The organism is Stenotrophomonas sp. AC248 (genome assembly GCF_979258185.1).
Genome location: NZ_OZ409840.1, coordinates 2,900,683 through 2,926,635, shown reverse-complemented (window position 1 = coordinate 2,926,635; position 25,953 = coordinate 2,900,683). Strand labels below are relative to the sequence as shown.

Below are 25,953 nucleotides of genomic sequence, written 5' to 3'. Positions count from 1 at the left end.
CAACGCGGGCCGAGGGCGGAGGCGAGGCGGTCTTGGCCTACGGCGCCTTCAGTCCGCGCGCGGCGCTCCGTTCTCGGCCGCCGCTCCCGTTTCTGAACGCAGCTCGGGGTTTGTGAAGACTTGTCACGATCCAATACAAGCAAAAACAAGGACTTGGCGTTTTGCCCTAGTACGAAAGGACTAGCCCGGAAAAGGTAAAGAGGACCAAAAAGGGTGCCGATAAGAAGTGTGACGAACATCCCACACTTTTCCCTTCCGAGTACCAACGATGACGACCCGTGCCGCCACCGTTTTCTCCTCCTCCATCGGCGCGCGCCTCGCGCTGCTGATGGGCCTGATCACTGCCGTTGCCTTCGTCCTGCTGGCGGCGCTGATCTACCGCCAGGTTGCGCACAGCTACGAACAGCGCGTGCAGGCCGGCCTGCAGTCGTCCACTGCATTGATGCGTGATTCGGTCGAGTTGTACGACCGCAGCCTCAGCGACAGCACCGAACGCATGGCCGGCACCTTCCGCGCGCTGTTGCCTGATGGCGACGCCAGCCTGGATGCCGCCGCGCCGGTCACCGTGGGCGAGCGCCAGGTGCCGACGCTGCGCCTGGGCACGCAGGCGATCAACCTGCAGGAATCGGCGGTGGACCGCTTCGCTGCCGCCACCGGGGGCGTGGCCACCGTGTTCGTGCGCGAAGGCGACGACTTCGTGCGCGTGTCCACCTCGCTGCGCAACGCCGAGGGCGCCCGCGCGCTGGGCACCGCGCTGGACCACGCCAACCCGGCCTACGCCTCGCTGTTGAAAGGCGGGCGTTATACCGGCCCGGCGCGGTTGTTCGGAGTGGACTACATGACCCACTACACGCCAATCACCAACGCGGCCGGCGAGGTGGTGGGGATCGCGTTCGTGGGGCAGAACTACTCCGACGGCCTGGCCGCATTGAAGGCGCGCCTGCGCACCGCGCAGCTGGGCAAGCAGGGCCACTTCCTGGCCGTGGATACCCGGCCCGGCGAGCGCTTCGGCAGCCTGATCGCCGCACCGTCGGCCGAGGGCGAGCTGTTGGCCACGCAGGTGGACGCGGCGGACCTGCCCGCGCTGGAGGCGCTGCTGGCGGGCCAGGCCGAGCAGGCCACGCTGCACCTGCGCACCGCGGCCGATGGCCCGGCGCAGGCCTATTTCGTGTCGGCCCAGGCGTATGGCCCCTGGAAGTGGGCGGTGCTGGGGCTGGAGCCGGTGTCGGTGCTGCAGAGTGTGCTGCACCGGCTGATGCTGCACATCGCGCTGGTCGCCGGGTTCGGCCTGCTGGCGGTGATCGTGGCGCTGCTGGTGGTGGTGCGGCGCATGCTGAGCGTGCCGCTTGCGCAGGCCGGGCAGGTGGCGCGTGATGTCGCTGCCGGTCGCCTGGACCGGACCATCGTGGTCCAGGGCCAGGACGAGGTGGGGCAGCTGATGGGCGCGCTGGCGCAGATGCAGGGCAAGCTGCGCGAGATCATCGATGCGCAGAACGACATGAGCCAGCGCCATGCCGACGGCGCGATCAGCCACCGCATCGATGCCGGCCGCTTCGAGGGCGAGTTCGGCACGATGGTGAGCGGCACCAATGCCCTGGTCGATGCCCACATCAGCACCAAGATGCGCATGGTCGCGCTGGTCCGGGCCTACGCCGACGGCGACCTGTCCGAGGCGATGGAAGCGCTGCCCGGCGAGAAGGCGCGCATCACCGAGGCGGTCAACGGGGTGCGCGGTCGCCTGCAGGCGATCAACGGCGAGATCAAGCGGCTGGTCGCGGCGGCGGCAGACGGCGATTTCAGCGTGCGCGGCGACGCCGATGCCTACCAGCACGACTTCCGCGTGATGGTCGAGGGCCTCAATACCCTGATGGTCACCGCCGACCACAACCTGGCGGCGCTGTCCGGGCTGCTGCGCGCGCTGGCCGACGGTGATCTGCGCGGGCGCATCGAGGGCGAGTTCCAGGGCGTGTTCGCCACCATGCGCGATGACGCCAATGCGACCGTGGCGCAGCTGACCGCCATCGTCGGTGACATCCAGCAGGCCGCGGTGTCGGTGTCCACGGCCTCGGCGGAGATCGCCGCCGGCAACGAAGACCTGTCGCGCCGCACCGAACAGCAGGCAGCCAGCCTGGAAGAGTCGGCCGCCTCGCTGGAAGAGCTGACCGCGGCGGTGAAGCAGAACGCCGACCATGCCCGCCGTGCCGACCGGCTGGCGGCCGAGGCCGCCGAGGTGGCGGCGCAGGGCGGTGCCGCCGTGGCGCAGGTGGTGCAGACCATGGCCGGCATCGAGGGGGCGTCGGTGCGCATCGCCGACATCACCGCGGTCATCGACGGAATCGCCTTCCAGACCAACATCCTGGCGTTGAACGCGGCGGTGGAAGCGGCGCGGGCGGGCGAAGAAGGGCGCGGGTTTGCCGTGGTCGCCTCCGAAGTGCGCGCGCTGGCGCAGCGTTCGGCCCAGGCCGCACGCGAGATCAAGGGGCTGATCGAGGCCTCCAGCACCCAGGTGGCCGAGGGCAGCCAGCTGGCCCACCAGGCCGGGCAGACGCTGCAGCGGGTGGTGGCGTCGGTGGGTGAACTGGGCGGGCTGATCGAGGAAATCGCCAGCGCCAGCCAGGAACAGGCCGCCGGCATCGAGCAGGTCAACCAGGGCATCGTGCAGATGGACGGGGTCACCCAGCAGAACGCGGCGCTGGTGGAAGAAGCGTCGGCAGCGGCCCGGGCGTTGAACGCGCAATCGGCCGACCTGCAGCACACGGTGGGCCGCTTCCGACTGGCCGCCCCGGCGGCCGCCGTGCGCCGTCCGGCCGCGGCCTGAGCCTGCCTGGCGGCGCGCGCAGCCCCGGCCGCGCGCCGCTGACCAGATCCGGCACAGCGTCAAGCCTACCGGCCACTGCGCCGAGCGGGCATAATCCGCGCCAGAATTCCCGGCGGCTCAGCCAGCAGACCAGGGTAGGGGATGGACGGCCGTCCCCCGCATCGCCCTGCAACCAGCCTGCAACATCCACGCAATACCGTGCCCCATCGCTGTGAAGACAGCGGTGCCGATGTTGTTCATCCGCGTGTACCCCACGCCACCCGATCTGTACTCCCCGAGACCCCTGCATGCCTGCCTTCCGCACCACCTCCGCGTCGCTGCCGTCCCGTCATTCCACCGCGCTGCCGCGCCGCCATGCACTGGCGCTGGCCTGCGCCACCGCCTCGCTGTTCGGCCTGGCCGGCACCGCGATGGCACAGGACGCGTCGCCGACCTCGCTGGACACCATCACCGTCAACGCCGACCACCGCGAGCGCAACCTGCAGGAAGTGCCGGTGTCGGTGGGCGTGGTGCAGGGCGAGCAGATCCGCGACTACACCGCCGGCGGCGATGACACCCTGCTGGCGCTGTCGGGCAAGGTGCCCAGCTTCTACGCCGAGACCACCACCGGGCGCATCTTCCCGCGCTTCTACATCCGTGGCCTGGGCAACATCGACTTCTACCTGGGTGCCTCGCAGCCGGTGTCGATCATCCAGGACGACGTGGTGCTGGAGCACGTGGTGCTGAAGTCCAACCCGGTCTATGACGTGGACCAGATCGAAGTGCTGCGCGGCCCGCAGGGCACGCTGTTCGGCCGCAACACCACCGCCGGCATCGTCAAGTTCGACACCATCAAGCCCAGCCAGGAGTCCAGCGGTCGCGTGCAGGCCAGCTACGGCAGCTTCGGCAGCGTGGCCATCGACGGCGGCGTGGGCGGTGCGATCAACGACATCGCCTCGTTCCGCGTCTCGGCGCTGTACCAGCACCGCGATGACTACGTCGACAACACCTACACCGGCCCCAGCGCCGATGGCACCGTGGCCCCGCGCAAGAATGCGATGGGCGGCTTCGACGACCGCAACGTGCGCGCCCAGCTGCTGCTGCAGCCGACCGACAACTTCTCGCTGCTGGCCTCGGCCCACGCGCGCGACTACGACGGCACCTCGACCCTGTTCCTGCGTGGCGCGATCACCAAGGGCTCCAACAAGACCGACGTGGCGCGTGACCGCGTGGCCTACGACGAAGCCGACAACAACCCGCAGTCCTACAAGACCTACGGCGGTTCGGTGAAGGCCGTCTACGATTTCGGCGACCTGTCGCTGACCTCGATCACCGCCTACGAAACCACCTCCGGCTACAGCCGCGGCGACACCGACGGTGGCGCGGCGGTGAACTACCCGGTCAACGGCCTGCCGAACGGCTATGGCCAGTCGATGGGTCAGATCCGCGACCTGGACCAGTGGACCCAGGAAGTGCGCCTGGCCAATGGCGATGACAACCGCCTGAAGTGGCAGGTGGGCGCGTTCTACTTCGATGGCCGCGACACCACCGATTTTTACCAGCGCGCCTGGTTCCTGCAGGGCAACGCACGCAACCCGAACAACTGGGTGCGCCTGCGCAACGTCAACACCTCCTGGGCCGGCTTCGGCCAGGTCAGCTATGACGTGACCGACAAGTTCACCCTGACCGCCGGCGTGCGCCAGACCCGCGACGAGAAGCACACCCGCCTGCTCAAGACCGCCGACACCGCCGCCGGCGTGGTGACCTACAAGGGTCGCACCGACGTGGAAATGGCCGACACCACCCCGAGCTGGGACGTGAGCGCGATGTACGCGTTCAACCCGCAGTTCAGCGTGTATGCGCGCGTGGCCCGTGGCTTCCGTGGCCCGACCATCCAGGGCCGTTCGGCGGTGTTCAACGCCGACTTCACCACCGCCGATTCGGAAACCATCCTGTCCTGGGAAGCGGGCATCAAGAGCAGCCTGTGGGACAACCGCCTGCGCGTGAACGCGGCCGCGTTCACCTACGTGGTCAACGACATCCAGCTCAACGGCAACGATTCGGACGGCAACGGCGTGCTGTTCAACGCTGACAAGGCCAAGGCTTACGGCCTGGAAGCGGACATGCAGCTGCGCCCGATTCCGAACCTGAGCCTGAGCGCCGGCGTGAGCCTGCTGCACAGCGAGATCCAGGACGACCGCGTGTATGCCCAGGTCTGCGCCCTGAACGGCGCGGTGGTGTGCACCGTGAACGACCCGACCATCAAGGTTGGCGCCAACACGTTCGCCCAGATCAACGGCAACCCGCTGCCGAACGCGCCGAAGTACAACATCAACCTGGCCGCGCGCTACGACGTGCCGGTCAACGACAGCGATGTGTTCTTCGTGTCCACCGACTGGAACAAGCAGGGCTACACCAGCTTCGTGCTGTACGACTCGGCCGAGTTCAACTCCAAGGGCAGCTTCGAAGGTGGCCTGAAGCTGGGCTATTCGGGCAACTACGGCGCGTGGGAAGTGGCCCTGTTCGCGCGCAACATCACCAATGAGAAGAACCTCAAGGGTGTGATCGAGAACTACATGGCGGCGGTGTACAACGAACCGCGCACCGTGGGCGTTTCGCTCAACATGAACTGGTAAGGTCGGCTGTATCGGCGGCGCGTACGCGCGCTGCCGACGCTGCCGCTGAGGTAATCCCACAACGCCCTGCCCATGCAGGGCGTTGTGCGTTGCGTGCTATGGTCCCCGGCCCGCATCGGACGCGCGGTTGCCCCGATGCCCCACGTTGAAAGGACCTTGACGATGCTCCGGCAGCTTTACACGACCTACGCCGATCCCGCCGCGGCCAGGACGCTGGTGGCCACCTGCAAGGCCGCAGTGGTGCAGTGGCGCTGGGCGACCGAGTCGATGGCCTTCGCCACGCCGTTCCTGCAGGAGAAGCAGGGCGGGCCCAAGGCGCGGTGGGTCATCGATGACAAGGCGGACCCCGCCAGGCACGTATGCCATGGCTTCGATGCGCAGGGGCGGGTAGTGATTGAATGCGGAACGCGCGGCACGATCACGGCGTGGCTGCATGCACCCGGCGTGCGCCATAGTCTGTCGTTTGACGACGGTGACATCGCATCGGGATGGGAATGGCGCGAGCACGACGGCAAGCTGCAGGGGCTGGACCTGATCACCGACGATCGCGGTTTCAACGAGACCTACCATTGGGAGGGCGACCAGCTGCAGCGCGTGGTGATCGAGAACTGGTCCAAGCGCGAGGGTACCTGGTGGTGCCAGAACGTCTACACCTACAACGACGCCGGTCAGCTCGACAGGATCGTGCTGGAGTATCTGGATGCCAAGGGGCGCCGCAACGGCAAAAGCCGGTTGGAGTACCAGCGCCCGCGTCCGGGCGAAACCCTGGCCACGGTGACCGCCGAGGTGGAGCGGTTGCTGATCGAGGCGATCAGCGCGCAGCTGCCACGCATTCCCGCCGGCGAACCGCTGTACTGCCTGCTGCTGTGTTTCACCGCCGAGGACACCACCGCGGCCTGGCCGCCGTTCCTGGTGTGGGGCCGGCAGCCGTATCGCCAGGCGGTGCTGGACCGTGGCGATGACGAAGCGCGGTATTACCTGTGGGCGCCCGACGAGATCCGTGACGTGCAGGGCGAAACCGAGGAGCATTGGTTTACCGAGCCGGCACTGACCGAGGCCTGCCAACGCCACAGCCAGTACATGGAGCTGCGCCAAAGCACTGCGTCGGCCACGCGCGTGCTCAAGAACGTGGCGGCGTGGCTGGATGCCCCCGAACGCCGCGCCCTGCTCACCACCACCGACGACTTCGTGGTGGCGGTGGCCGACAACAGCGGCAACATCGATCCGTTGCCGGGCCTGCGCAAGGCGATCGGCCCGGAACGCTGGGCCGTGCTGAAAGCGCGCGGCTGCGTCTGATTCCTCGCGTCCAAGTAGAGCCGACCGTTGGTCGGCTTCCCCGTTTCAGACCGGCTGGATGTCGTGCCGGTCCGGAACGGCATGCTGGCCGAAGGTGAGCTGCCAGCTGCGCAGGTCCACCTTCTCGCGGTCGCGGGCCTGTTGGCGCGTGGCCCGGCTGGCGCCAAACAGCTTGCCCTGGCCGTCGATCAACGGGCGCATGCGCAGCACCTCGGCGTTGTCCGGCTCGGCTTCCGCGGCGCGCTCAAGCCATACCTTGGCCAGGAAGGCGTTGGCAGCCACGCCGTTGCCGAAGTGGAAGACATCGGCCAGGAAGCCGGCCGCCCACGCCTGGGTCGCGCTGTCGCCGCGCCACCACAGCGGCCCGAGCAGATCGAACACCGCTTCCTGCTTGTCGGCGTCATCCTCGCCCTGGTACAGCAGCACCGCCAGATTCTTGTGCGCCGGCCGCCATACCCGGTCGTGGGGCGCGGCTTCATCCACGCAGCGGCGGTAGAGCGCGCGCGACTGCTGCTGGAGGGCCAGCTCGGGATTCTGCTCGAAGGCCTGGCCCAACTGCCACGCGCGGTTGTAGATCACCACCAGGTCGCCGGCGGCGATCGCACGCTCGGTCCACGCACTTTCCTGCGCCGTATCGATGAAGGCGGGGAAGTCCTGGCCGCCCACACGCCCCCGGTACAGGTCCACCAGCGTCGCCATCGACCGGGGATCCCCGGCCGCGCCCAGGTCCAGCAGCATCTGCAGGCCCGCCGGGGCGGACACCGCGCAGAACAGGTTGGCCGCTACCGTGGACAGGTCGACGTCTTCTTCGCGGGCCATCGCCAGCGCCCCGCGCAGATGCCGGGTGGCCAGCGCGGCGTCGACACTGAAGCCGAACAGGCCGGATTGGCGGCCCGCGGCGAGCCACGCCAGCGCATGCGCGCTGTCGGTCCAGTCTTCGACGCTGGCCAGCACCTGTGCGAACAGCGTGTCGGCGCCATCGACGTGCGCAAACAGCGCGCAGGCTTCCAGCACGGTCAAGCCTTCTTCGATCACGCAGGCCGGGTCCAGCGCGAAGGCTTCGGTCAGGCAGTCATGCGCATGCGCCATCCGCACCGGGTCCCAGTGCACGTCATTTTCCTGCGGTTCGTCGCGGCCCAGGTGGTAGTCCAGCATCGCCCACCAGCACAGCACCAGGGCCCGCGTCGATGCATCCAGGTGCAGGTCGAGCAGCGCGGCGTAGGCCTGGTCGTACTGGGCCACGTCGTCTGCATTGTCGGCGTCCGGCTGGAACCCGAGCCAGTCGCGTTCCTTCAACACGCGCAGGCGGTTGCGCTGCGGCAGCATCAACCGCGAGGCGTCGGCGCCGTCGATGAAGTGCTGCATCAGCGCATGACTGCCGCCCCAGCGCGGGTACAGGTAGTACAGGTAGGTTTCCAGCGCGTCGGTGTCGTTGGCACGGATCGCCAGTGCCTGTTGCAGCCAGTAATCGGCGGCGTACTCGAACGCTTCTTCGCTGCGCCCGGCCAGCCGCGGCGGCAGGGCGGGCAGGGCCTCCAGCGGGCGGCCATACGGCGCCAACAACGCCACGGCGGCCGCAAATCCATCCGGATCCTGGTGCTGCTGCGCGTTGTACAGATCGGCACGGCCACCGCGCTGCAGCTGCTGCAGCCAGCGCGGTTCGCCCAGGTAGCACGACATGCGCAGCATCCGGCCCAGCACGAAGGCCGGGCGCGGGTGCCGTGCAATGGTGTGCAGCCACGCAGCCAGTGCGTGGTCGCGGGCCAGGCCCGCCGCATCCCATTGCACCTGGCGGATGGTTTCGATGGTTTCGCTGGAACGGATGCGCCCGCAGACGCGATCCCACAGTGCACCCAGCACGGCCCAGGGATGCGGGCTGTGCGGCTGTTGCGCACACCACTGCCGCGCCTGCTCAAGCCGCGTGGGCAGGTCCTGCGCAGGATCAAGCAGGGTGGCCAGCAGCCAACCGTATCCGAAGCGCGAGGTGCTGCCGTCGAGCCACTGCTGTTCCATCTCCCCCAGCAGCCGGTCGACGTCATCGAAGCGGTGCTGGTGCAGGGCATCGCGCGCGTTGCGGCGAAGGGCCAGCGCGTGGTGGGGGGAATGCGCCATGGGGAACAGCGTCCTTGCAGAGAATCGGACGCGCATTCTAGGCAATCTTCTGCCTGCCGTGACTGTCTGCAGTGACTGCCTTCCGTGATACGGGCAACGACGCCCTGCGCGTACAGGGCGTCGTGCGTGGACTACTTCGCGGCCGGGGTGGCGGCAGGCGCCAGTTCGGCGAACAGGCCGCCAAGCAGGCCCATGCTGGCCTTGTCGGCGCCCATGTCCTCGGCGGCGTTGGCAATGGCGATCACGCCGTTGTTCTGCCCGGGGAACAGCACCACCCAGGCCAGCCAGTTGCCATCCGAACCGCCGTGCACCAGCACCGGGCCCTGGCGGCCGGCGATGGACGGCTGTACGCCCCAATCCAGTCCGGACGGACTGCCCGGCTGCGCAGTCTGCATCAGCGCATACGACGCCGGGGTCAGCAGCTTGCCCTGGCCGCGGCTACCGGCCAGCTGGTCGATGGCAAACAGCGCCAGGTCCTGCAGGCGCATGTGCAGGTTGCCTGCCGCGGTGTAGATCGGCGGTACGCCATCGTCGGCCTTGGTCGGTGCGCGGATCACCGGCGCGCCGGCGCGGTGGCCCAGCAGCTGCCCGGCCGGCGGTGTGCCGAAGCCGGCCCCGGTCATGCCCAGGGGTTGGAACACTTCGCGCTGGATCAGCGTTTCCACCGGCGCGCCGGCCGCCCGTTCGGCGATCACCGCCGCGACCAGGAAGCCGCTGTTGCTGTAGGCGAATTCGGTGCCCGGCGGATGCACCGGTGCTTCGGACAGGGCGGCCTTGATGTAGGCCTCGCGTTGCACCGGCAGGGCGCGGGTGTCGGTGAAGAACGCATCCAGCGCGGCGCCGTCGGTGAGGTTCTCCGGCAGGCCGGCGCGGTGCGATAGCAGTTGCACCAGCGTGACATCGCGGTAGGCCGGCTGCATCTGCGCGGCCAGGTCGGGCAGCATCGCCGCCAACGGTGCATCCCACTTCAGCACGCCCTGTTCGACCAGCCGCGCGATCATCGCCACGGTGATCGGCTTGCCGGTGGAGCCGATCATCCAGGCATCGTTGTTGGTTGCGGCGGTCTTGGCGTCGTTGCGACGCACGCCGCTGACCGCCTGTTCGGCGACCTTGCCGTCGCGGATTACCAGCACGCCCATGGCCGGGGTAGCGGTGCCCTGCATCGCCTGCGCGATGCGTGTCTGCAGGTCGTCGGCGGCGCTGGCGCTGGCGGCAACGCACAGCAATGACAGGCCCAGCCACCGGCGCAGGCCGCGCACGGTGCGGTGGGAGGAAGCTGCGGTCCGTCGGGCGGTGATTGTATGCATGGAAGTCCTTTACGCAGCAGCGTGGGCAGAACCTGCGCCACTGGCGCGGTCCGCGGGATGCGACGTCCACCGGCACCCTGCACAGGCGTGGCAGGCGGCGTGCAATTCACTCTTGCATGCTGTTCAGGCCGCTGTATGTGCCTGCGGTCATGGCGGCAGGCACCGCTTCGCGATCGTGTTGGCGTACGTACAGGATCGCGACAGGTCTATCGCGGGGGGCGTGCAGCGCGTTGCGCAGCCTTGGCGCGAGGTGCCACGCGATGCAGCCTGCTGCATCGCGTCTTCCATCGCCGCGCATTGCGCGCGGCGTGCGGGTTCAGACCGTCGGCAACAGCGGTGCCAGCACCGGCTCCAGCTGCTGGCGCCGCCAGCCGGCCAGTGCGTTCGGCCACTGCCGGCTTTCCAGGTAGCTTTCCAGATGCTTGCGCGAGGCCAGCACGCCGTCGGGCAAGCCCAGTTCGGCGGTGCGTGCGCTGACCGCATCCTGCAGCCGCTTCAGGGCCTGCTTGTTGCTGTCGGTGCCGGGCAAGGCGAGCGGTGCGTCGGCTTCGTCGTCGAGCGGGGTGGTCAACGCCTCCCAGACCGGGGTGAGCAGCTTGCGCGGGGCTTTCGGGAAGCCTTCCATCAGCTTGTCCAGCGCGGCGACGTCGGCCGGCGGGGTGCGCGCGAGCAGGGCGGCCAGTTCGTTGTCCAGGATCCAGCTGCGCGGCTTGTCGCTGATGCGCGCCTGCACATCGCGCCAGCGCAGCAGGCGCAGCAGGCGCATCTGTGCCGCGGCGTCCATGAACTGCGCCGAGCGCATCGCCACGTGCGGCCAGCGTTCTTCGTCGTGCTCGACGCTGGCCAGCAGGCGTTCGGCGTCGTCCTGCAGCCACTGTCGGCGGTCCAGCTCGCCGAGTTTGGCGTCGATCGCATCGTGGATCGCGAACAGGTACTCCACGTCATCGGCGGCGTACTCCAGCTGCGCCTCCGACAGCGGTCGGCGCATCCAGTCCGAGCGCGTCTCGCCCTTGGCCAGGGTCACCCCGGTGATCGCATTGACCAGCTTCTGGTAGCCCATGCCGCCGCCGATCCCGGCCAGCGCCGCGCCGATCTGGGTATCGAACAACGGTCGCGGCAGCACACCGCAGGCAACCTTGAAGGTCACCAGGTCTTCGCTGGCGCTGTGCATGATCTTCAGGATGCTGGTGTCGGCCAGCCACGTGGCCAGGGCCTCGTTCATGCCGGGAATCAGCGGGTCGATCAGCAGGATCTCCTCGCCAACGGCCATCTGCACCAGGGCCAGCTGCGGCCAGTAGGTGCGTTCGCGGATGAATTCGGTGTCCAGCCCGATGCGGGTGGGGCGCTGGCGGTAGCGCTCGTCCAGTTCCGCCGGGGTTTTGATCCAATAAGCCACGTGGGTTCCGTCTACTGCAGGGGTGCACAGGGGGAGCAGGATAACGCGCCGTGGTCGGCCTGCGCGCCGGTATCATGAACCTGTCACCGCGTGGCGGCAGGCGTGGCTTGCCTCACCCGGTCGGATTCAGCAATGCTCGTGCCTGGCTGCAAGGAACCTGATTGTGCGCACTTCTGTCCTTCCCGCGTCGCTGTTGGCCGGTGTGCTGGTCGCCCTGGCCGCATGCTCGGCCGATGCACCGTCGCCGCCCGCGGCGGTGGCCAAGCCGGCTGCGCGTGCCCAGCCGGCCGCTGCGGTGCCGGCTGCGCGGGTGACGATCGGGGGCGAGGACGCGGCCGAGACCGTGCAGCGCTGGCAGCCGCCCGTGGTGGAGATTGCCGACGACGGCGTTGCGGCGGCGCGGCGCCAGGCCGCGCAGGCCTTCGAGCAGGGCCGGCTGTACGAGGATGCGCAGGCGGCGGTTCCGCTCTGGCTGGCGCTGCTGCAGCGCGATCCCAAGGACCGCCAGGCCGTGGCCGGGCTGAAACGCGCACGCCAGCAGCTGCTGGAGGATGCCGACGCGTTGCTGGTCCGGCCGTTGAAACAGCGCGAGGCCGTGGCGCAGGCCAGCGACATGGCCCTGGTGCTGCTGACCATCGCCCCCGACGACCCGCGCGTTCGCCAACTGCAGTCGCGGGTGGAAATGGCGCAGCGGGTGATCGCCTACAACCGTGCCGGCGAAGAGGACCTGCGTGCCGGCCGGATCGGGGAAGACGGCGACGGCGCCATCCCCAACTTCCGTGAGGCGCTGGCGCTCAATCCCGACGACGCCCGCGCCCGCCAAGGGCTGGCCGCCGCCGAGAGCGGTTTGATCGGCCGTGCGGAAACCGCCGCGCGCGCCAGCGATTTCGCCACGGCGGGAACCTGGCTGGCCGAGGCGGCCAAGGTGCGCGATTCGTCGATCACCATCGCCGATGCGTTCGAGCGCATCGAGCGCATCCGTGCCGATACCCTGACCCGCCTGCGTGACGAAGGCCTGCGCGACCTGGCTACGCCACAGGGGCTGAAGGCGGCGCGCGAGAAGCTTGAAGACGCGCTGCGCATGGCCTTGCCCGGCGACCCCGTGGTGGGGCAGCTGCGTGAACGCATCGAGCTGGTCACCCACTACGGTAGTTTCCGGCCGCGCCAGGTGTTCAGCGACGCATTGCGCGATGGAGGCCGTGGCCCGCAGATGATCGTGGTGCCGCATGGCGGCTTCCAGATGGGCGCCGGGGACACCGAGCTGGGGGCCAGCGACGCGGAGAAACCCTCGCATTACGTGCGTTTCGAGCGCGGGTTCGCGCTGTCGATCACCGAGGTCACCGTCGCCGATTTCCGCCGCTACGTGCAGGCCAGCAACGCCCGTCCGCGCGCGACGCGGCGTGGCCACTCGATCGTGTACGACGAACGCAGCGGCAACTTCGTGCGGCACAGTGGCGTGGACTGGCAATCGGATTACAACGGCGCCCCGGCGCTGGCCAATTCGCCGGTGATGCACGTCAGCGTGCGCGACGCCGAGCACTACGCGATCTGGTTGTCCGAACAGACCGGGCGCTCGTACCGGCTGCCCAGCGAGGCCGAGTTCGAATACGTGCTGCGCGCCGGCAGCAGTGGCCGCTACCCGTGGGGCGATGCGGGCACGCCGCCCGCGCGCTCGGGCAACTTCACCGGTGCCGAGGACGTCTCGCCGTCGGGTCGGCGCTGGTACAACGCGTTCGTCGGCTATGGCGACGGCTGGTGGGGCCCGGCGCCGGTGGCCAGCTTCGAACCCAATGCCTGGGGCGTGCACGATGTGGCCGGCAACCTCAGCGAGTGGGTGGCCGATTGCTGGCATGCCAGCTACCGGCGCGCACCAGCCGATGGCGCGGCGTGGTTCAACCCGGGGTGCCGGCAGCGGGTGATCCGCGGCGGCAACTGGGCCAACGCCCCCGAACAGACCCGCGCGGCCTGGCGGCAGTCGCAGGACTCGGACACCACCAGCGCCCGGATCGGGTTCCGCCTGGTGCGCGGTATCTGACCGGCGACGGCATCGACCCGGCACTCACGTCAAATCCCGCCGCAGCCACTAAGATGTCGCCGTGCCGGCCAGGGTGGCGTCGGTCCAGCGAGGAACCTGCACCATGCGCAACGATCCATTCGGCGGCCAGCAACAGGGCCGCGCCCGGCGTCCCGGCCTGTTCGGCAATATCCGCTGGTGGGTGCTGCTGGCCTTCGCCGGTTATGCCGCTTTCTACTGGTTTTCCAACCGTGCGGTGGACCCTTACACCGGTGAAAGCGTGCTCATCGACAGTGCGCTGGACGCCAACCAGGAGAAGGCCCTCGGGCTGCAGGCCTACCAGGAGATCCTGGCGCAGGAACGGCCGGTGGATCCCAATGCGCAGGTATCGCGCGACGTGCGCGCCATCGCCCAGCGCCTGATTGCCAAGGTGGACGTGGTGGAAACCGCGTTGGCTGAAGAGCACGGGCTGAAGCCGGCGCATTTCTCGCGCGACTTCGAGTGGGAAGTCAACGTGATCCAGTCCGAGCAGGCCAATGCGTTCTGCCTGCCCGGCGGCAAGATGGCCGTGTACACCGGGCTGATTCCGGTGGCACGCACGGTGGATGCGATGGCCGTGGTGATGGGCCACGAGATCGCCCACGCCCTGCTGCGCCATGGTGCCCAGCGCATGGCCCAGCAGAAGCTGACCCAGATCGGGCAGATGGCCGGCGCCGCCAGCGGCATGGACCCGCAGCAGCAACAGATGATGATGTCGGCGATGGGCTACGGCTACCTGCTGCCGTATGCGCGCAGCCACGAAACCCAGGCCGATGAAGTGGGCCTGATGCTCGCCGCCGCGGCGTGCTTTGATCCGCGCGAGGCGGTGCCGCTGTGGGAACGCATGGGCCAGGCCAGTGGCGGCCAGGCGCCGCCGGAGTTTTCCTCGACGCACCCCAACCCGGGCACCCGCATCCAGAACCTGCAGGCGTTGATGCCCAAGGCGATGGAATACCGGCAGAAGTTCTGCGAAAGCGCGGGCGGGTGAGGGCGCGGTAACCGGCGGACCGGATGATCACGCGACCGGTAACGTAGCGCCGGGCTCTGCCCGGCATCTGTCCGATGGTCGTGATCGTTGTTGTGGTGCAGCCGGGCAGAGCCCGGCTCTACGGGCGCGGGTTATTTCACTACGACTGCGATTGCGCCATCCTGCACGCGTGCCGTGAGGGTGTCGCCAGGGCGTACCTGCAGCGGTGAACGCACCAGGCTGCCGTCTTCGTCGCGGGTGAGGATGCTGTAGCCGCGTGCCACCGTGGCCAGCGGGCTCACTGCTTCCATCGAACGTGCCAGGCCGCGCAGGTGCAGCTGGTCGCGTTGCAGCTGGCGCCCGATGGCCGCGTCGGCGCGCGGCATCAACCGGTGCAGCCGCTCGCGCAGCGCATCCAGGCGGCGCTGCGGGTGGCCGTTGCGCAGCACCACGGCGGCGTGACGCAGCTGCGCCTGCCGGCGTTCCTGCTGCTGCCGCCATACCGCGTCCAGGCGCCGGCCCAGATCCTGCTGGCGCCGCTGAAGCAATTGCAGGCGAGCCTGCGGACCTTGGGCATTCAAGCGCAGCAGGGCGCGGTCGGCGCGCTGCATGGCCTGGCCCAGGCCGTGGCGCTGCAGCTGCACCATGCGCGCGGCCAGCCGGCGCACCTGCAACTGCAGGTCGCGCTGGTCGGGCACCAGCAGTTCGGCGGCCACCGATGGCGTGGGCGCGCGCAGGTCGGCGGCGAAGTCGGCCAGGCTGAAGTCGGTTTCGTGGCCCACCGCAGACACCACCGGGGTGCTGCTGGCCGCAATCGCGCGGGCCAGGTGCTCATCGTTGAAGGCCCACAGGTCTTCCAGCGAGCCACCGCCGCGGGTCAGCAGGATCACGTCGTAGCGGCCGCTGGCATCGGCCGCGCGCAGCAGCGCGGTGATCTGCGCGGCGGCACTGTCGCCCTGCACCAGGCTGGGCAGCAGGTCCACTTCCAGCAGCGGGTAGCGGCGTTCAAGCACGCTGAGCACGTCGCGTACCGCCGCGCCGGTGGGCGAGGTGATCACCGCCAGCCGGCGGACATGCGCCGGCATCGGCCGCTTGCGCTCGGCGGCGAACAGGCCCTCGGCCTCCAGCCGTGCCTTGAGCTGCTCATAGGCGCGGCGCAGCGCGCCTTCGCCGGCTTCTTCCATGTGGTCCAGCACCAGCTGGTACTCGCCACGCGCTTCGTACAGCGTCAACCGACCACGGGCGAGCACGCGCATGCCATCGCGCGGGACGAACTTCAGCCACTGGCTCTTGGGCTTGAACAACGCCGCGCGGATCTGCGCACGTGCGTCCTTCAGGGTGAAGTACATGTGCCCCGATGCCGGGCGGGTCACGCTGCCCAGCTCGGCTTCCACCCATATCAGCGGGAAGGCGCCTTCCAGCAGGTCGCGGGCCAGGATGTTGAGCTGGCTGGGCGTGAGGATCTGCGCGCTGCGGTCCATGGACAGGTCAAACGGTACGAACGGGCGCCCATGGTCGCACAAGCGTCATGCGCCGGGGTTCCGCGCAGCGTGCTGCTGCAGGGCCCAAGCCACGTGTTCGCGCACGATCGGCGAGGCATGTGCACGGCGCGCGTCCAGCGCCGCCAGCGTCTGCGCACTGGTGGGCGCATTGCCCAGCGCCACGGCGATGTTGCGCAACCAGCGCTCGTGGCCGCTGCGCCGGATCGGGCTGCCTTCGGTGCGGCGCAGGAATTCGTCTTCCTCCCAGGCGAACAGCTGCGCCAGCGAGGCGGTATCCAGGTCGTTGCGGGCGCGGAAGTCCGGCTCGTCGGTGCGCCGCGCGAATTTGTTCCAGGGGCACACCAGCTGGCAGTCGTCACAGCCGTAGATGCGGTTGCCCATCAATGGCCGCATGTCTTCGGGAATGGCGCCGTCGTGTTCGATGGTCAGGTAGGAAATGCACCGCCGCGCATCCAGCCGCTGCGGGCCGATGATGGCCTGGGTGGGGCACACATCGATGCAGCGCGTGCAGGTGCCGCAGTGCGCGGTGGCCGGCGTGTCCACCGGCAGGGGCAGGTCGATGTAGATCTCGCCCAGGAAGAACCAGGAGCCGCCTTGCTTGTCGATCAGGCAGGTGTGCTTGCCGATCCAGCCCAGCCCGGCATTGCGCGCCAGGGCGCGCTCCAGCACCGGCGCCGAATCGACGAACACCCGGTAGCCGAACGCGCCGATCTCGGCGGCGATCGCATCGGCGAACTTCTGCAGGCGGTTGCGCATGAGCTTGTGGTAATCGCGGCCCAGCGCGTACCGGGCCACGTAGGCGCGGTCGCCGTCGTGCAGGGTGTCCCACGCCTGCGCGTCGTCCTTGTGGCCGTAGTCCATGCCCACCGAGATCACCCGCACGGTGCCGGGCAGCAGCTCGGCCGGGCGCGCGCGCATCGTGCCGTGCCGGGCCATCCAGTCCATGGTGCCGTACAGGCCCTTGCCCAGCCAGTCGGCCAGGTGCGCTTCGTCCTCGCCCAGCTCGATGCCGGACACGCCGCAGCGCTGGAAGCCATGCGCGCGCGCGATCTCGCGCACGCGCTCGGTGGCGCGGGCCAGGTTGACGGGGGCGGGGAGGGGCACAGCAGACATGGGGGAAGTATAGAATCCCGGCATGCCCAAGCTTGCTGAACTGTTCGATATACCTGCTGCGCGCCAGATCGATGCGCGTGCCAGCGCCCTGCTCGGCGATGGCGGTGCCGCGCTGATGGACCAGGCCGGGCAGGCCGCCTGGCAGTGCCTGCTGGAGCAATGGCCGCAGGCGCAGCGCCTGTGCGTGGTGGTGGGGCCCGGCAACAACGGCGGCGACGGCTATGTGCTGGCCCGGTTGGCCCGGCAGGCCGGGCGCGCGGTGCACGTGCTGCGCCTGGCCACCGATGCTGCAGCCACCGCGCTGGCCCGGGCGGCCCTGCAGGCCTGGCAGGACGAGGGCGGGGAGGTGGTCGTGTTTGCCGGTGCACTGCCCCCGGCCGATGTGGTGGTGGATGCGCTGTACGGGCTGGGCCTGAACCGCGCGCCCACCGGCGAGGCGGCGGCGCTGATCGAAGCCATCAACCAGGCGGGCGTGCCGGTCCTGGCGTTGGACGTGCCCAGCGGCGTGGACGCCAACACCGGCGCCGTGCCGGGCAGCGCGGTCCGCGCCAGCGTGACCCTGCAGTTCATTGTCTGCCACCAGGGCCTGTATACCGGCGCCGCGTTGGAACACGTGGGGGCGCGGCGGTTGGCACCGCTGCAGCTGCCGGACGGCGCGGACGCGCAGGTGTCGCCCAGTGCGGTGCCATGGCAGGCGCCCCGGCTGGCCGGGCTGCTGCCGGCGCGGCGCGCCAATACCCACAAGGGCGAATCCGGCCACGTGCTGTGCGTGGGCGGCAACCGCGGCAGCGGGGGCGCGGTGATGCTGACCAGCGAGGCCGCGTTGCGTGCCGGCGCCGGGCTGGTCAGCGTGGCCACCCAGGCGCTGCACGTGGCCCCGCTGCTGGCGCGACTGCCCGAGGCCATGGCGCACGCGGTGGAAGACGCGCAGGACCTGCAGGCCCCGCTGGCGCGGGCCGGCGTGATCGCGATCGGGCCGGGTCTGGGCCAGGACGACTGGGCGCGCGAGCTGTGGCGGCAGGTGCTGGGCAGCGGCACGCCGCTGGTGGTCGATGCCGACGCGCTGAACCTGCTGGCCGCCGCGCCGCAGCCGCTGCACGACGCCATCCTGACCCCGCATCCGGGCGAGGCGGCGCGCCTGCTCGGGGTGGACACGGCCACGATCCAGGCCGACCGTTTCGCCGCCGCAAAGGCCCTGGCCGAGCGCTTCGGCGCGGTGGTGGTGCTCAAGGGCGCCGGCAGCATCATCGCCGCCCCCGGTGAGCTGCCGCGGGTGATCGCGGCGGGCAACCCGGGCATGGCCGTGGGCGGCATGGGCGACCTGTTGACCGGCATCATCGCTGCATTGCGCGCACAGGGGCTGGATGCCTTCGATGCGGCCAGCAGTGGTGCACTGCTGCATGGGCTGGCCGGCGATGCCGCCGCCAGCGACGGCCAGCGTGGCCTGCTCCCCACCGACCTGCTGGTGCCGCTGCGCCGGCTGGTGAATCCGGAACCTCGACCCGCATGATCACGTTTTTCCTGGCCCAGACCGACGACACCGACCTGCTTGGGCAGTGGCTGGCCGCGACCCGTCCGCCGCAGGCGGTGATGCAGCTGCAGGGCGACCTCGGCGCGGGCAAGTCGACGCTGGCGCGTGCGCTGCTGCGCGCGCTGGGCGTGCAGGGCGCCATCCGCAGCCCCACCTACACACTGGTGGAGCGGTATCCGCTGGCCGACGGGCACGAAGCCTGGCACCTGGACCTGTATCGCATCGGCCAGGCCGATGAGCTGGATTTCCTGGGGCTGGACGAGGGCAGTGCCTCGCTGTGGCTGATCGAATGGCCCGAGCGCGGCGCGGGCGCGCTGCCGCCCACCGACCTGATCGTGGCGCTGGAAATCGAGGGGCAGGGACGCCGCGTGCGTCTCAATGCGACGAGCGACGCGGGTCGTGAATGGCTTGCCCGGTTGCCACAAGGGGGCGACTTGCAGGCCCTTTCTGTCGGCTGACACTAGGAAACACCGGCAGGTTACGGATTATTAAGGGAAAAGGAGTTGCATTTCATTCAGGGCGGTGATTGAATCTTGACCCATGCCAATGGGGAAACCACTCACCGCCATCTGTGCCGCCGTCGGACTCTGTCTGGCGAGCGCCTTGGCGTGGGCCGGTGAAGTGCGCCAGGTGGGCCTGGAGACCGGTGCCACCGGCACCCGCGCGGAGATCGCGCTGTCCGGCAGTGGTGGCTACAAGACCCTGAGCCTGGCCGGCCCGAACCGTCTGGTGGTGGATTTCCCGGACTCCAGCGCGGTACGCAACCTCAAGCTGCCTGCGCCCAAGGGCGTGGTCACGGCCGTGCGCACCGGTCAGCCGGTGCCCGGCACGTTCCGGGTGGTGTTCGACCTGGCCGAATCGGTCGCGCCGTTCCGGCCGCAGATGGTCAAGCAGGGCGACGAATCGCGGCTGGTCATCGAATGGCCGGGCGATGCGCCGACCAGCGTTGCCAGCACGCCTGCACCCGCACCCGCACAAACCGCGCCGCCCGCACCCGCCCCGGCAGGTACGGCTGCGGGCGCCGCACCGCCGGCTCAGACCGCCGCCAACGCAGCGCAGGCGCGCAGCGATGCGGCGCGTGCCACCGCACTGCTGACCGCCTCGGTGCGCCAGCAGGCCAGCGCCACGGCCGCCACGCCGGTGCCGACCCCCACGCCACCGGCCGCTGCCGCCGTGAACGTGGCGGCCGCCGGCAACGCCAATGCCGCCAGCAACTCGGCCACCCCGGCGGCGATCCTGGCCGGCCAGGCCACTGCCGCAGTGGTGCCCGCACCGACGCCGGTGGTGGTGCCTGCCGAGCCGCCGCGCCCGGTGATGCCCAGCGAAATCTCGCGGATCAAGATGCGCCCGGGCATGCGCCCGCTGGTCGTCGCGATCGATCCCGGCCATGGTGGCCAGGATCCCGGTGCGGTCGGACCCACCGGCAAGCGGGAAAAAGACATCACCCTGGCAGTGGCGCGGGAACTGGCGCGCCAGGTCAATGCCACGCCCGGTCTGAAAGCCTTCCTGACCCGCGACACCGACGTGTTCATTCCGCTGCCGATGCGCGCGCAGAAGGCACGTTCGGCGAAGGCCGACATCTTCATTTCGATCCACGCCGACGCGGCTGAAAACCGTGCCGCCACCGGTTCGTCGGTGTACGTGCTGTCGACAAAGGGCGCCTCGTCGCAGCGTGCGCGCTGGCTGGCCGACAAGGAAAACGCCGCCGATCTGGTCGGTGGCGTGCGCCTGCAGCAGACCGAAGGCACCTTGGCCAACGTGCTGCTGGACCTGGCGCAGAGTGGGTACATGAAGGCGTCTGAAGATGCGGCCGGCCACGTGCTGGGCGGGCTCAAGCGCATCGGCAAGAACCACAAGCCCAACATCGAACGCGCCAACTTCGCGGTGCTGCGCACCTCGGACATGCCGGCGATGCTGGTCGAAACCGCCTTCATCTCCAATCCCGATGAAGAGCGTCGCCTGATCGACCCGGCGTACCAGCGCCAGATCGCCGGTGCGGTGCTCGACGGCGTGCACACCTTCTTCAGCCGCCAACCGCCGCCGGGCACGCTCTACGCTGCCCGCGCCGAAGCCGAGATCCAGGCCGCCAGCACGGTAGCCGGCGGCAGCAAATAATCCCCAACGCAGATCATTTGCGTAGAGCCGACCGTTGGTCGGCTGGGCCCCACACGTAACCCATCCGGATGAACCGCGTAGAGCCGACCGTTGGTCGGCTGGGCCCCACACGTGACCCATCCGGATGAATCGGGTAGAGCCGACCGTTGGTCGGCTGGGTCCCACACGTAACCCATCCGGATGAACCGGGTAGAGCCGACCGTTGGTCGGCTATCGCGCGAAGCGCGCCCGCGTCCGGTTCCGCGCCCGCGTTGCCGCGTCGCAGAGCAGCCGACCAACGGTCGGCTCTACCGGCTCCTAGAGCCGACCGTGGGTCGGCTGGCGGCCTACGCTATCATCTGTCGATGACGTACAGCCCCCGATTCCCCCTCGCTTCCGCCGTCGCCTGTCCCTTCTGCGGGAGCGACGCATGAGCATCCGCCAACTGCCCGAGATCCTGATCAACCAGATCGCCGCCGGCGAGGTGGTGGAGCGCCCGGCGTCGGTGGTCAAGGAACTGGTCGAAAACGCACTGGATGCCGGTGCCACCCGCGTGGACATCGACCTGGAAGAAGGCGGCGTCCGCCTGATCCGGATCCGTGACGATGGCGGCGGCATCGCGCCGGAGGAACTGCCGCTGGCGGTGTCCCGCCACGCCACCAGCAAGATCGCCAGCCTGGACGACCTCGAAGCGGTAGCCACGCTCGGCTTCCGTGGCGAAGCGCTGCCCTCGATCGCCTCGGTCAGCCGCTTCACCCTGGCCTCGCGCCGTCCCGGCGATGCGCACGGTTCGGCCCTGCAGATCGAAGGCGGCAAGCTCGGCGAGGTCACCCCGCGCGCGCACGCGCCGGGCACCACGGTGGAAGTGCGCGAGCTGTTCTACAACGTGCCGGCGCGGCGCAAGTTCCTGCGCGCCGAACGCACCGAGCTGGGCCATATCGAAGAGTGGCTGCGGTCGCTGGCGCTGGCCCGCCCGGACGTGGAACTGCGGGTGTCGCATAACGGCAAGCCCTCGCGCCGCTACAAGCCCGGCGATCTGTATTCCGATACGCGCCTGGGCGAAACCCTGGGCGAGGATTTTGCCGCGCAGGCGCTGCGCGTGGACCACAGCGGGGCCGGTCTGCGGCTGCATGGCTGGATCGCGCAGCCGCACTATTCGCGCGCCAGCACCGACCAGCAATATCTCTACGTCAATGGCCGTTCGGTGCGTGACCGCAGCGTGGCCCACGCAGTGAAGATGGCCTATGGCGATGTGCTGTTCCACGGCCGCCAGCCGGCCTACGTGCTGTTCCTGGAACTGGACCCGACCCGGGTCGACGTCAACGTGCACCCGGCCAAGCACGAGGTGCGCTTCCGCGATTCGCGCCTGATCCATGATTTCGTCTACCGCACGCTGAAGGAAGCGCTGGCCGAAACGCGCGCCGGCATGACCGCCACCGCAGGTGCCGCCGATGCGAACGCGTTGCCCGGCACTGCGCCGGGCAGTGCGGCCGGTTATGGCACGCCCGGCGGCGGCTACGCGCTGGGCGCTGGCGGCGGGGGTGGCAGCATGGCCGGCCAGTGGCGCCCGCAGCAGTCACCGCTGGGCCTGCAGGTGGCCGATGCACCGTCGGCCTACGCCGCGCTGTACGCCACGCCTGCCGGTGGCGTGTCCGCTGCGCTGCCGCCGATGCCCAGCTACAACGGGCTGCCCGCTACCGCGGCCGACAGTGGCGTGCCGCCGCTGGGCTACGCCGTGGCGCAGTTGCACGGCATCTACATCCTGGCCGAGAACGCCGAAGGCCTGATCGTGGTCGACATGCACGCCGCGCACGAGCGCATCGGCTACGAGCGGCTGAAGACCGCGCACGATGGCATGGGCCTGCACGCGCAGCCACTGCTGGTGCCGATCACCCTGGCAGTGGGCGAGCGTGATGCCGACACCGCCGAGCGCGAAGCCGACACGCTGGTGGCGCTGGGCTTTGAGATCACCCGTTCCGGTCCAGGGTCGCTGCACGTGCGCAGCATTCCCGCGCTGCTGGCCAACGCCGAACCGGAAGGCCTGCTGCGTGACGTGCTCACCGACCTGCGCGAGCACGGCCAAAGCCGGCGCATCGCCAGCGCCCGCGACGAGCTGCTGTCCACGATGGCCTGCCACGGCGCAGTGCGCGCCAACCGGCGCCTGACCGTGCCGGAAATGAACGCGCTGCTGCGCGACATGGAAATCACCGAACGCTCGGGTCAGTGCAATCACGGCCGACCGACCTGGGCGCGTTTTTCACTGGCGGAAATCGACCGCTGGTTCCTGCGCGGACGTTGAAGGGGACAATCATGCGAACTTGGGGAAGGGCGCTGGGCGCGATCATGCTGGCGGTGGGGCTGGCCGCGTGCGGCGACAAAGAAGCGGCACCCACGGTGGCCGCTGCGGTGGATCCGGCGTTCGCCGCCGAACAGCAGCAGTGGCGCCAGAAGCGCTATGAAGAACTGCATGCCGCCGACGGCTGGACCAGCCTGGTGGGCCTGCATTGGCTGGAGTACAAGGCGCATTACATCGGCAGCGGGCCGGGCAGTGGCATCCGCCTGGCGGTCGGACCGGCCAAGCTGGGCATGGTGGCGCGCGACGGCGACACGGTATGGTTCACGCCCGAACGTGGCGCCGCCCTGCAGGTGGGCGACAAACCACTCACCGGCCGCATCCGGTTCGCCAGTGACCGCGACCCCGCCCCGACGTTGATTTCCTTCGACGACGGCAAGGGCCAGTTGAGCCTGATCCATCGCGGCGAGCGCTATGCACTGCGGGTGAAGCATGCCGACGCGGCCAGCCGGGCCAATTTCACCGGGCTGCAGTACTGGCCGGGCGGCCCGTCGTGGCGGGTGAACGCGCGCTTCGTGCCGCACGCGCCGGGCAAGACCCTGCCCATCGTGGACATCACCGGGCTGACCACGCAGATGCCCAATGCCGGCGCACTGGAATTCGAACGCGACGGCCGCACCTGGCGGCTGGAAGCGCTGGGCGAACCCGGGCGCGAGCTGTTCGTGATCTTCGCCGACCGCACCAGCGGGCACGGCAGCTACCCGGCCGGGCGCTACCTGGACGTGGCCGCACCGGATGCGGACGGGCAGGTGCAGGTGGATTTCAACCACGCCTACAATCCCCCGTGCGCATTCACGCCGTTTGCAACGTGCCCGTTGGCGCCGCCGGAAAACCGCCTGGACCTGCGTATTGACGCGGGCGAGCAGGCCTACCATGCCCCTGAAGGAGAGGCCTGAACCATGTCGATGTTGTCGCGAATGCTGTCCCCGGTGTTGATGGTCGGCCTGCTGTTGGGCAGTGGCGTGGTGCAGGCGCGCGGCGACGCCCCGGCGGCCAAGGCCACGCCCCCGGTGCCGCTGTTGTGGAAGGTGACCGGCCCGGGCGACAGCCGGGTGTATCTGTTGGGTTCGTTCCACCTGCTGCGTGCGCAGGATTATCCGCTTGCGGCCGATGTGGACCAGGCGTTCGCAGCGTCCAAGCGGGTGGTGTTCGAGCTGTCGCCGCAGGACATGCAGTCGCCGCAGCTGACCCAGAAGATGCTGCAGGCGGCGGTGCGCACCGACGGCACCGAGCTCAAGCGTGACCTGGACCCGGCGACGTGGACCAAGCTGCAGGCCTACGCCACCGCGAACAATCTGCCCCTGGCGCAGCTGCAGGGCATGAAGCCGTGGTTCGTGGGGCTGACCATCACGCTGGGGCAGTTCACCAAGATGGGCCTGGACCCGAACCTGGGCCTGGATCGGCACTTCATGCAGCGCGCCGCGACGGCCGGCAAGCCGACCTCCGGGCTGGAGGACATCGACACCCAGGTCGGCGTGCTGTCGGGGATGTCGGCGGCCGAGCAGCAGCAGATGGTGGCCGAGGCGCTGGACCAGGCCGACAAGGCCGACGCGGAAGGCCGCAAGCTGCACGACGCGTGGCGCCGCGGTGACGACAAGCTGCTGTGGACCTCGATGGCCGCGCAGATGCGCGGTCAGTACCCGCAGTTGTACAAGCGCATCAATACCGATCGCAATGATGCCTGGGTGCCCAAGCTGCAGCAGTACCTGCAGGCCGGGCAGGGCGGCACGCTGGTGGTGGTCGGCACGCTGCACCTGCTGGGCGACGACGGCGTGGTGGACAAGCTCAAGGCCAAGGGCTTCACGGTCGAGCGCGTGTGCACCGGGTGCGCCAAGCCGAAGCGCTGATCGCGCACGCGGCGGATACGAAAAAGGCGCGGCCGTGGGGCTGCGCCTTTTTCTTTGCCGCGTGCCGGGCGTTGCCTCAGCGGCGGGTCTTGCCTGCGCCGGGGGCCGGGGTTTCCGGTTTGCCGGTACCGGTGCCGGTGGAGGTGCCACCGGGGCGCGGGCCGAAGCCAGGGCCCATGTTGCGCTGGAAGTCCTGCCAGAGCTCCAGGTTGCGCTCGGTCAGCTGGTTCATCATCGCCCACGGGGTCTGGCCGAGCAGATTGCCCATCTGCTGGCGGAACTGCTGCTGCTGGTCCAGGAAGACCTGCATGCTGCGCTCCAGGTAGTTGCCCATGAAGCCCTGCAGCGAGTCGCCGTAGAAGCGGATCAGCTGGCTGAGCAGCTGGGTGGACAGCATCGGCTCGCCGTCCTGTTCCTGGTCGGCGATGATCTGCAGCAACACCGAGCGGGTCAGGTCGTCGCCGCTCTTGGCGTCGCGCACTTCGAAATCTTCGCCGTCGAGGATGAGCTGGCGCACATCTTCGATGGTGATGTAACTGGAAATCTCGGTGTCGTAGAGCCGGCGGTTCGGGTATTTCTTGATAATGCGGTTCGCAGCCATGAAACGGTCACTCATCACAGTAGGCGCGCAGCATGGCGCAGTGCAGCAGCACATGCAACCGCCGGAAGGCCCATGCGGCGGGGTACAGGACCGGTTTTATGTTGCGCAGCATGGATTTGCGCGGGGTGCAGCATTTGCAAAGGGGGGAATATGTGCAGCCGTAAAAAGTCCTGCAAACGTTTTCTTGAAAATCCCCGGTAGAGCCGACCGTTGGTCGGCTGCCTTTGATCGCCTACCTTTCTGGATGGATTGCGTAGAGCCGACCAACGGTCGGCTCTACCGGGATTGCGTGCAGCCGACCAACGGTCGGCTCTACCAGGATTGCGTGCAGCCGACCAACGGTCGGCT

17 protein-coding genes are annotated in these 25,953 nt (G+C 69.2%); 11 read left to right on the top strand and 6 right to left on the bottom strand.

Features of this window, described 5'->3' with window-relative positions; all coding sequences use genetic code 11:
• Nucleotides 1–268 precede the first annotated feature (268 nt).
• The 3 genes from ACZ0AE_RS13330 to ACZ0AE_RS13320 all read left to right on the top strand — a co-directional run bounded on the left by ACZ0AE_RS13330 (nucleotide 269) and on the right by ACZ0AE_RS13320 (nucleotide 6,729).
• On the top strand, nucleotides 269–2,818 hold the full coding sequence (locus ACZ0AE_RS13330; RefSeq protein WP_463601348.1) for a Cache 3/Cache 2 fusion domain-containing protein: 2,550 nt from the start codon (nucleotides 269–271) through the stop codon (nucleotides 2,816–2,818).
• Nucleotides 2,819–3,105: 287 nt separating this feature from the next.
• Nucleotides 3,106–5,433, top strand: a complete 2,328-nt coding sequence (locus tag ACZ0AE_RS13325; RefSeq protein ID WP_447594807.1) for a TonB-dependent receptor — start codon at nucleotides 3,106–3,108, stop codon at nucleotides 5,431–5,433.
• A 162-nt stretch (nucleotides 5,434–5,595) separates the two neighbouring features.
• Complete coding sequence (locus tag ACZ0AE_RS13320; protein ID WP_463601347.1) at nucleotides 5,596–6,729, top strand: hypothetical protein; 1,134 nt, start codon at nucleotides 5,596–5,598, stop codon at nucleotides 6,727–6,729.
• 45 nt (nucleotides 6,730–6,774) lie between these two features.
• Here the strand turns inward: ACZ0AE_RS13320 and ACZ0AE_RS13315 are convergent, their stop codons facing one another.
• The 3 genes from ACZ0AE_RS13315 to rnd form a co-directional block, all read right to left on the bottom strand.
• The gene (locus tag ACZ0AE_RS13315) at nucleotides 6,775–8,841 is read right to left on the bottom strand and encodes a DUF4034 domain-containing protein (RefSeq protein WP_463601346.1); all 2,067 of its coding nucleotides are present in this window, start codon (nucleotides 8,839–8,841) and stop codon (nucleotides 6,775–6,777) included.
• A gap of 131 nt (nucleotides 8,842–8,972) precedes the next feature.
• Complete coding sequence (locus ACZ0AE_RS13310) at nucleotides 8,973–10,148, bottom strand: serine hydrolase domain-containing protein (protein ID WP_463601345.1); 1,176 nt, start codon at nucleotides 10,146–10,148, stop codon at nucleotides 8,973–8,975.
• A gap of 316 nt (nucleotides 10,149–10,464) precedes the next feature.
• Nucleotides 10,465–11,544, bottom strand: a complete 1,080-nt coding sequence (gene rnd / locus ACZ0AE_RS13305) for a ribonuclease D (protein ID WP_463601344.1) — start codon at nucleotides 11,542–11,544, stop codon at nucleotides 10,465–10,467.
• A gap of 163 nt (nucleotides 11,545–11,707) precedes the next feature.
• Here rnd and ACZ0AE_RS13300 point away from each other — a divergent pair, with 163 nt between their 5' ends.
• Together ACZ0AE_RS13300 and ACZ0AE_RS13295 are read left to right on the top strand one after the other, a co-directional pair.
• Nucleotides 11,708–13,579 (top strand): formylglycine-generating enzyme family protein, encoded by a 1,872-nt coding sequence (locus ACZ0AE_RS13300; protein WP_448134070.1) that lies wholly within the window; start codon nucleotides 11,708–11,710, stop codon nucleotides 13,577–13,579.
• 103 nt (nucleotides 13,580–13,682) lie between these two features.
• The gene (locus ACZ0AE_RS13295; RefSeq protein WP_038687367.1) at nucleotides 13,683–14,585 is read left to right on the top strand and encodes a M48 family metallopeptidase; all 903 of its coding nucleotides are present in this window, start codon (nucleotides 13,683–13,685) and stop codon (nucleotides 14,583–14,585) included.
• 131 nt (nucleotides 14,586–14,716) lie between these two features.
• Here ACZ0AE_RS13295 and xseA read toward each other — a convergent pair whose 3' ends face one another.
• Nucleotides 14,717–16,045 (bottom strand): exodeoxyribonuclease VII large subunit, encoded by a 1,329-nt coding sequence (gene xseA / locus ACZ0AE_RS13290; RefSeq protein ID WP_141059279.1) that lies wholly within the window; start codon nucleotides 16,043–16,045, stop codon nucleotides 14,717–14,719.
• A gap of 45 nt (nucleotides 16,046–16,090) precedes the next feature.
• Nucleotides 16,091–17,179 (bottom strand): tRNA epoxyqueuosine(34) reductase QueG, encoded by a 1,089-nt coding sequence (gene queG, locus ACZ0AE_RS13285; RefSeq protein WP_137189971.1) that lies wholly within the window; start codon nucleotides 17,177–17,179, stop codon nucleotides 16,091–16,093.
• Between the two features lie 22 nt (nucleotides 17,180–17,201).
• On the opposite strand from queG, the gene ACZ0AE_RS13280 reads away from it, so the two are divergent.
• The 6 genes from ACZ0AE_RS13280 (at nucleotide 17,202) to ACZ0AE_RS13255 (ending at nucleotide 25,004) form a co-directional block, all read left to right on the top strand.
• Nucleotides 17,202–18,689: an NAD(P)H-hydrate dehydratase gene (locus ACZ0AE_RS13280; protein ID WP_463601343.1), complete on the top strand. Its 1,488-nt coding sequence runs from the start codon at nucleotides 17,202–17,204 to the stop codon at nucleotides 18,687–18,689.
• The gene (tsaE, locus tag ACZ0AE_RS13275; protein ID WP_128096676.1) at nucleotides 18,686–19,168 is read left to right on the top strand and encodes a tRNA (adenosine(37)-N6)-threonylcarbamoyltransferase complex ATPase subunit type 1 TsaE; all 483 of its coding nucleotides are present in this window, start codon (nucleotides 18,686–18,688) and stop codon (nucleotides 19,166–19,168) included. The genes ACZ0AE_RS13280 and tsaE overlap by 4 nt, the downstream gene beginning before the upstream one ends.
• A gap of 88 nt (nucleotides 19,169–19,256) precedes the next feature.
• A complete protein-coding gene (locus tag ACZ0AE_RS13270; protein ID WP_448134066.1) occupies nucleotides 19,257–20,825 on the top strand; it encodes an N-acetylmuramoyl-L-alanine amidase in 1,569 nt (522 codons plus the stop codon).
• A gap of 409 nt (nucleotides 20,826–21,234) precedes the next feature.
• The gene (gene mutL / locus ACZ0AE_RS13265) at nucleotides 21,235–23,103 is read left to right on the top strand and encodes a DNA mismatch repair endonuclease MutL (protein ID WP_463601342.1); all 1,869 of its coding nucleotides are present in this window, start codon (nucleotides 21,235–21,237) and stop codon (nucleotides 23,101–23,103) included.
• Between the two features lie 11 nt (nucleotides 23,104–23,114).
• Nucleotides 23,115–24,053 carry a DUF1684 domain-containing protein gene (locus tag ACZ0AE_RS13260; RefSeq protein ID WP_463601341.1) on the top strand — a complete coding sequence of 313 codons (939 nt, stop codon included), beginning with the start codon at nucleotides 23,115–23,117 and terminating at the stop codon, nucleotides 24,051–24,053.
• Nucleotides 24,054–24,092: 39 nt separating this feature from the next.
• A complete protein-coding gene (locus ACZ0AE_RS13255) occupies nucleotides 24,093–25,004 on the top strand; it encodes a TraB/GumN family protein (protein WP_447596266.1) in 912 nt (303 codons plus the stop codon).
• Nucleotides 25,005–25,080: 76 nt separating this feature from the next.
• Here the strand turns inward: ACZ0AE_RS13255 and phaR are convergent, their stop codons facing one another.
• Nucleotides 25,081–25,605 (bottom strand): polyhydroxyalkanoate synthesis repressor PhaR, encoded by a 525-nt coding sequence (gene phaR, locus ACZ0AE_RS13250; RefSeq protein ID WP_038691997.1) that lies wholly within the window; start codon nucleotides 25,603–25,605, stop codon nucleotides 25,081–25,083.
• Nucleotides 25,606–25,953 lie beyond the last annotated feature (348 nt).

What these genes read in the sequence shown, in the direction of transcription:
- ACZ0AE_RS13330 (WP_463601348.1), top strand. Translation starts at nt 269, where the DNA reads ATGACGACCCGTGCCGCCACCGTTTTCTCCTCCTCCATCGGCGCGCGC.
- ACZ0AE_RS13325 (WP_447594807.1), top strand. Translation starts at nt 3,106, where the DNA reads ATGCCTGCCTTCCGCACCACCTCCGCGTCGCTGCCGTCCCGTCATTCC.
- phaR (WP_038691997.1), bottom strand. Translation starts at nt 25,605, where the DNA reads ATGGCTGCGAACCGCATTATCAAGAAATACCCGAACCGCCGGCTCTAC.
- tsaE (WP_128096676.1), top strand. Translation starts at nt 18,686, where the DNA reads ATGATCACGTTTTTCCTGGCCCAGACCGACGACACCGACCTGCTTGGG.
- ACZ0AE_RS13260 (WP_463601341.1), top strand. Translation starts at nt 23,115, where the DNA reads ATGCGAACTTGGGGAAGGGCGCTGGGCGCGATCATGCTGGCGGTGGGG.
- mutL (WP_463601342.1), top strand. Translation starts at nt 21,235, where the DNA reads ATGAGCATCCGCCAACTGCCCGAGATCCTGATCAACCAGATCGCCGCC.
- ACZ0AE_RS13315 (WP_463601346.1), bottom strand. Translation starts at nt 8,841, where the DNA reads ATGGCGCATTCCCCCCACCACGCGCTGGCCCTTCGCCGCAACGCGCGC.
- queG (WP_137189971.1), bottom strand. Translation starts at nt 17,179, where the DNA reads ATGTCTGCTGTGCCCCTCCCCGCCCCCGTCAACCTGGCCCGCGCCACC.
- ACZ0AE_RS13320 (WP_463601347.1), top strand. Translation starts at nt 5,596, where the DNA reads ATGCTCCGGCAGCTTTACACGACCTACGCCGATCCCGCCGCGGCCAGG.
- ACZ0AE_RS13255 (WP_447596266.1), top strand. Translation starts at nt 24,093, where the DNA reads ATGGTCGGCCTGCTGTTGGGCAGTGGCGTGGTGCAGGCGCGCGGCGAC.
- ACZ0AE_RS13310 (WP_463601345.1), bottom strand. Translation starts at nt 10,148, where the DNA reads ATGCATACAATCACCGCCCGACGGACCGCAGCTTCCTCCCACCGCACC.
- ACZ0AE_RS13270 (WP_448134066.1), top strand. Translation starts at nt 19,257, where the DNA reads ATGGGGAAACCACTCACCGCCATCTGTGCCGCCGTCGGACTCTGTCTG.
- ACZ0AE_RS13280 (WP_463601343.1), top strand. Translation starts at nt 17,202, where the DNA reads ATGCCCAAGCTTGCTGAACTGTTCGATATACCTGCTGCGCGCCAGATC.
- xseA (WP_141059279.1), bottom strand. Translation starts at nt 16,045, where the DNA reads ATGGACCGCAGCGCGCAGATCCTCACGCCCAGCCAGCTCAACATCCTG.
- ACZ0AE_RS13295 (WP_038687367.1), top strand. Translation starts at nt 13,683, where the DNA reads ATGCGCAACGATCCATTCGGCGGCCAGCAACAGGGCCGCGCCCGGCGT.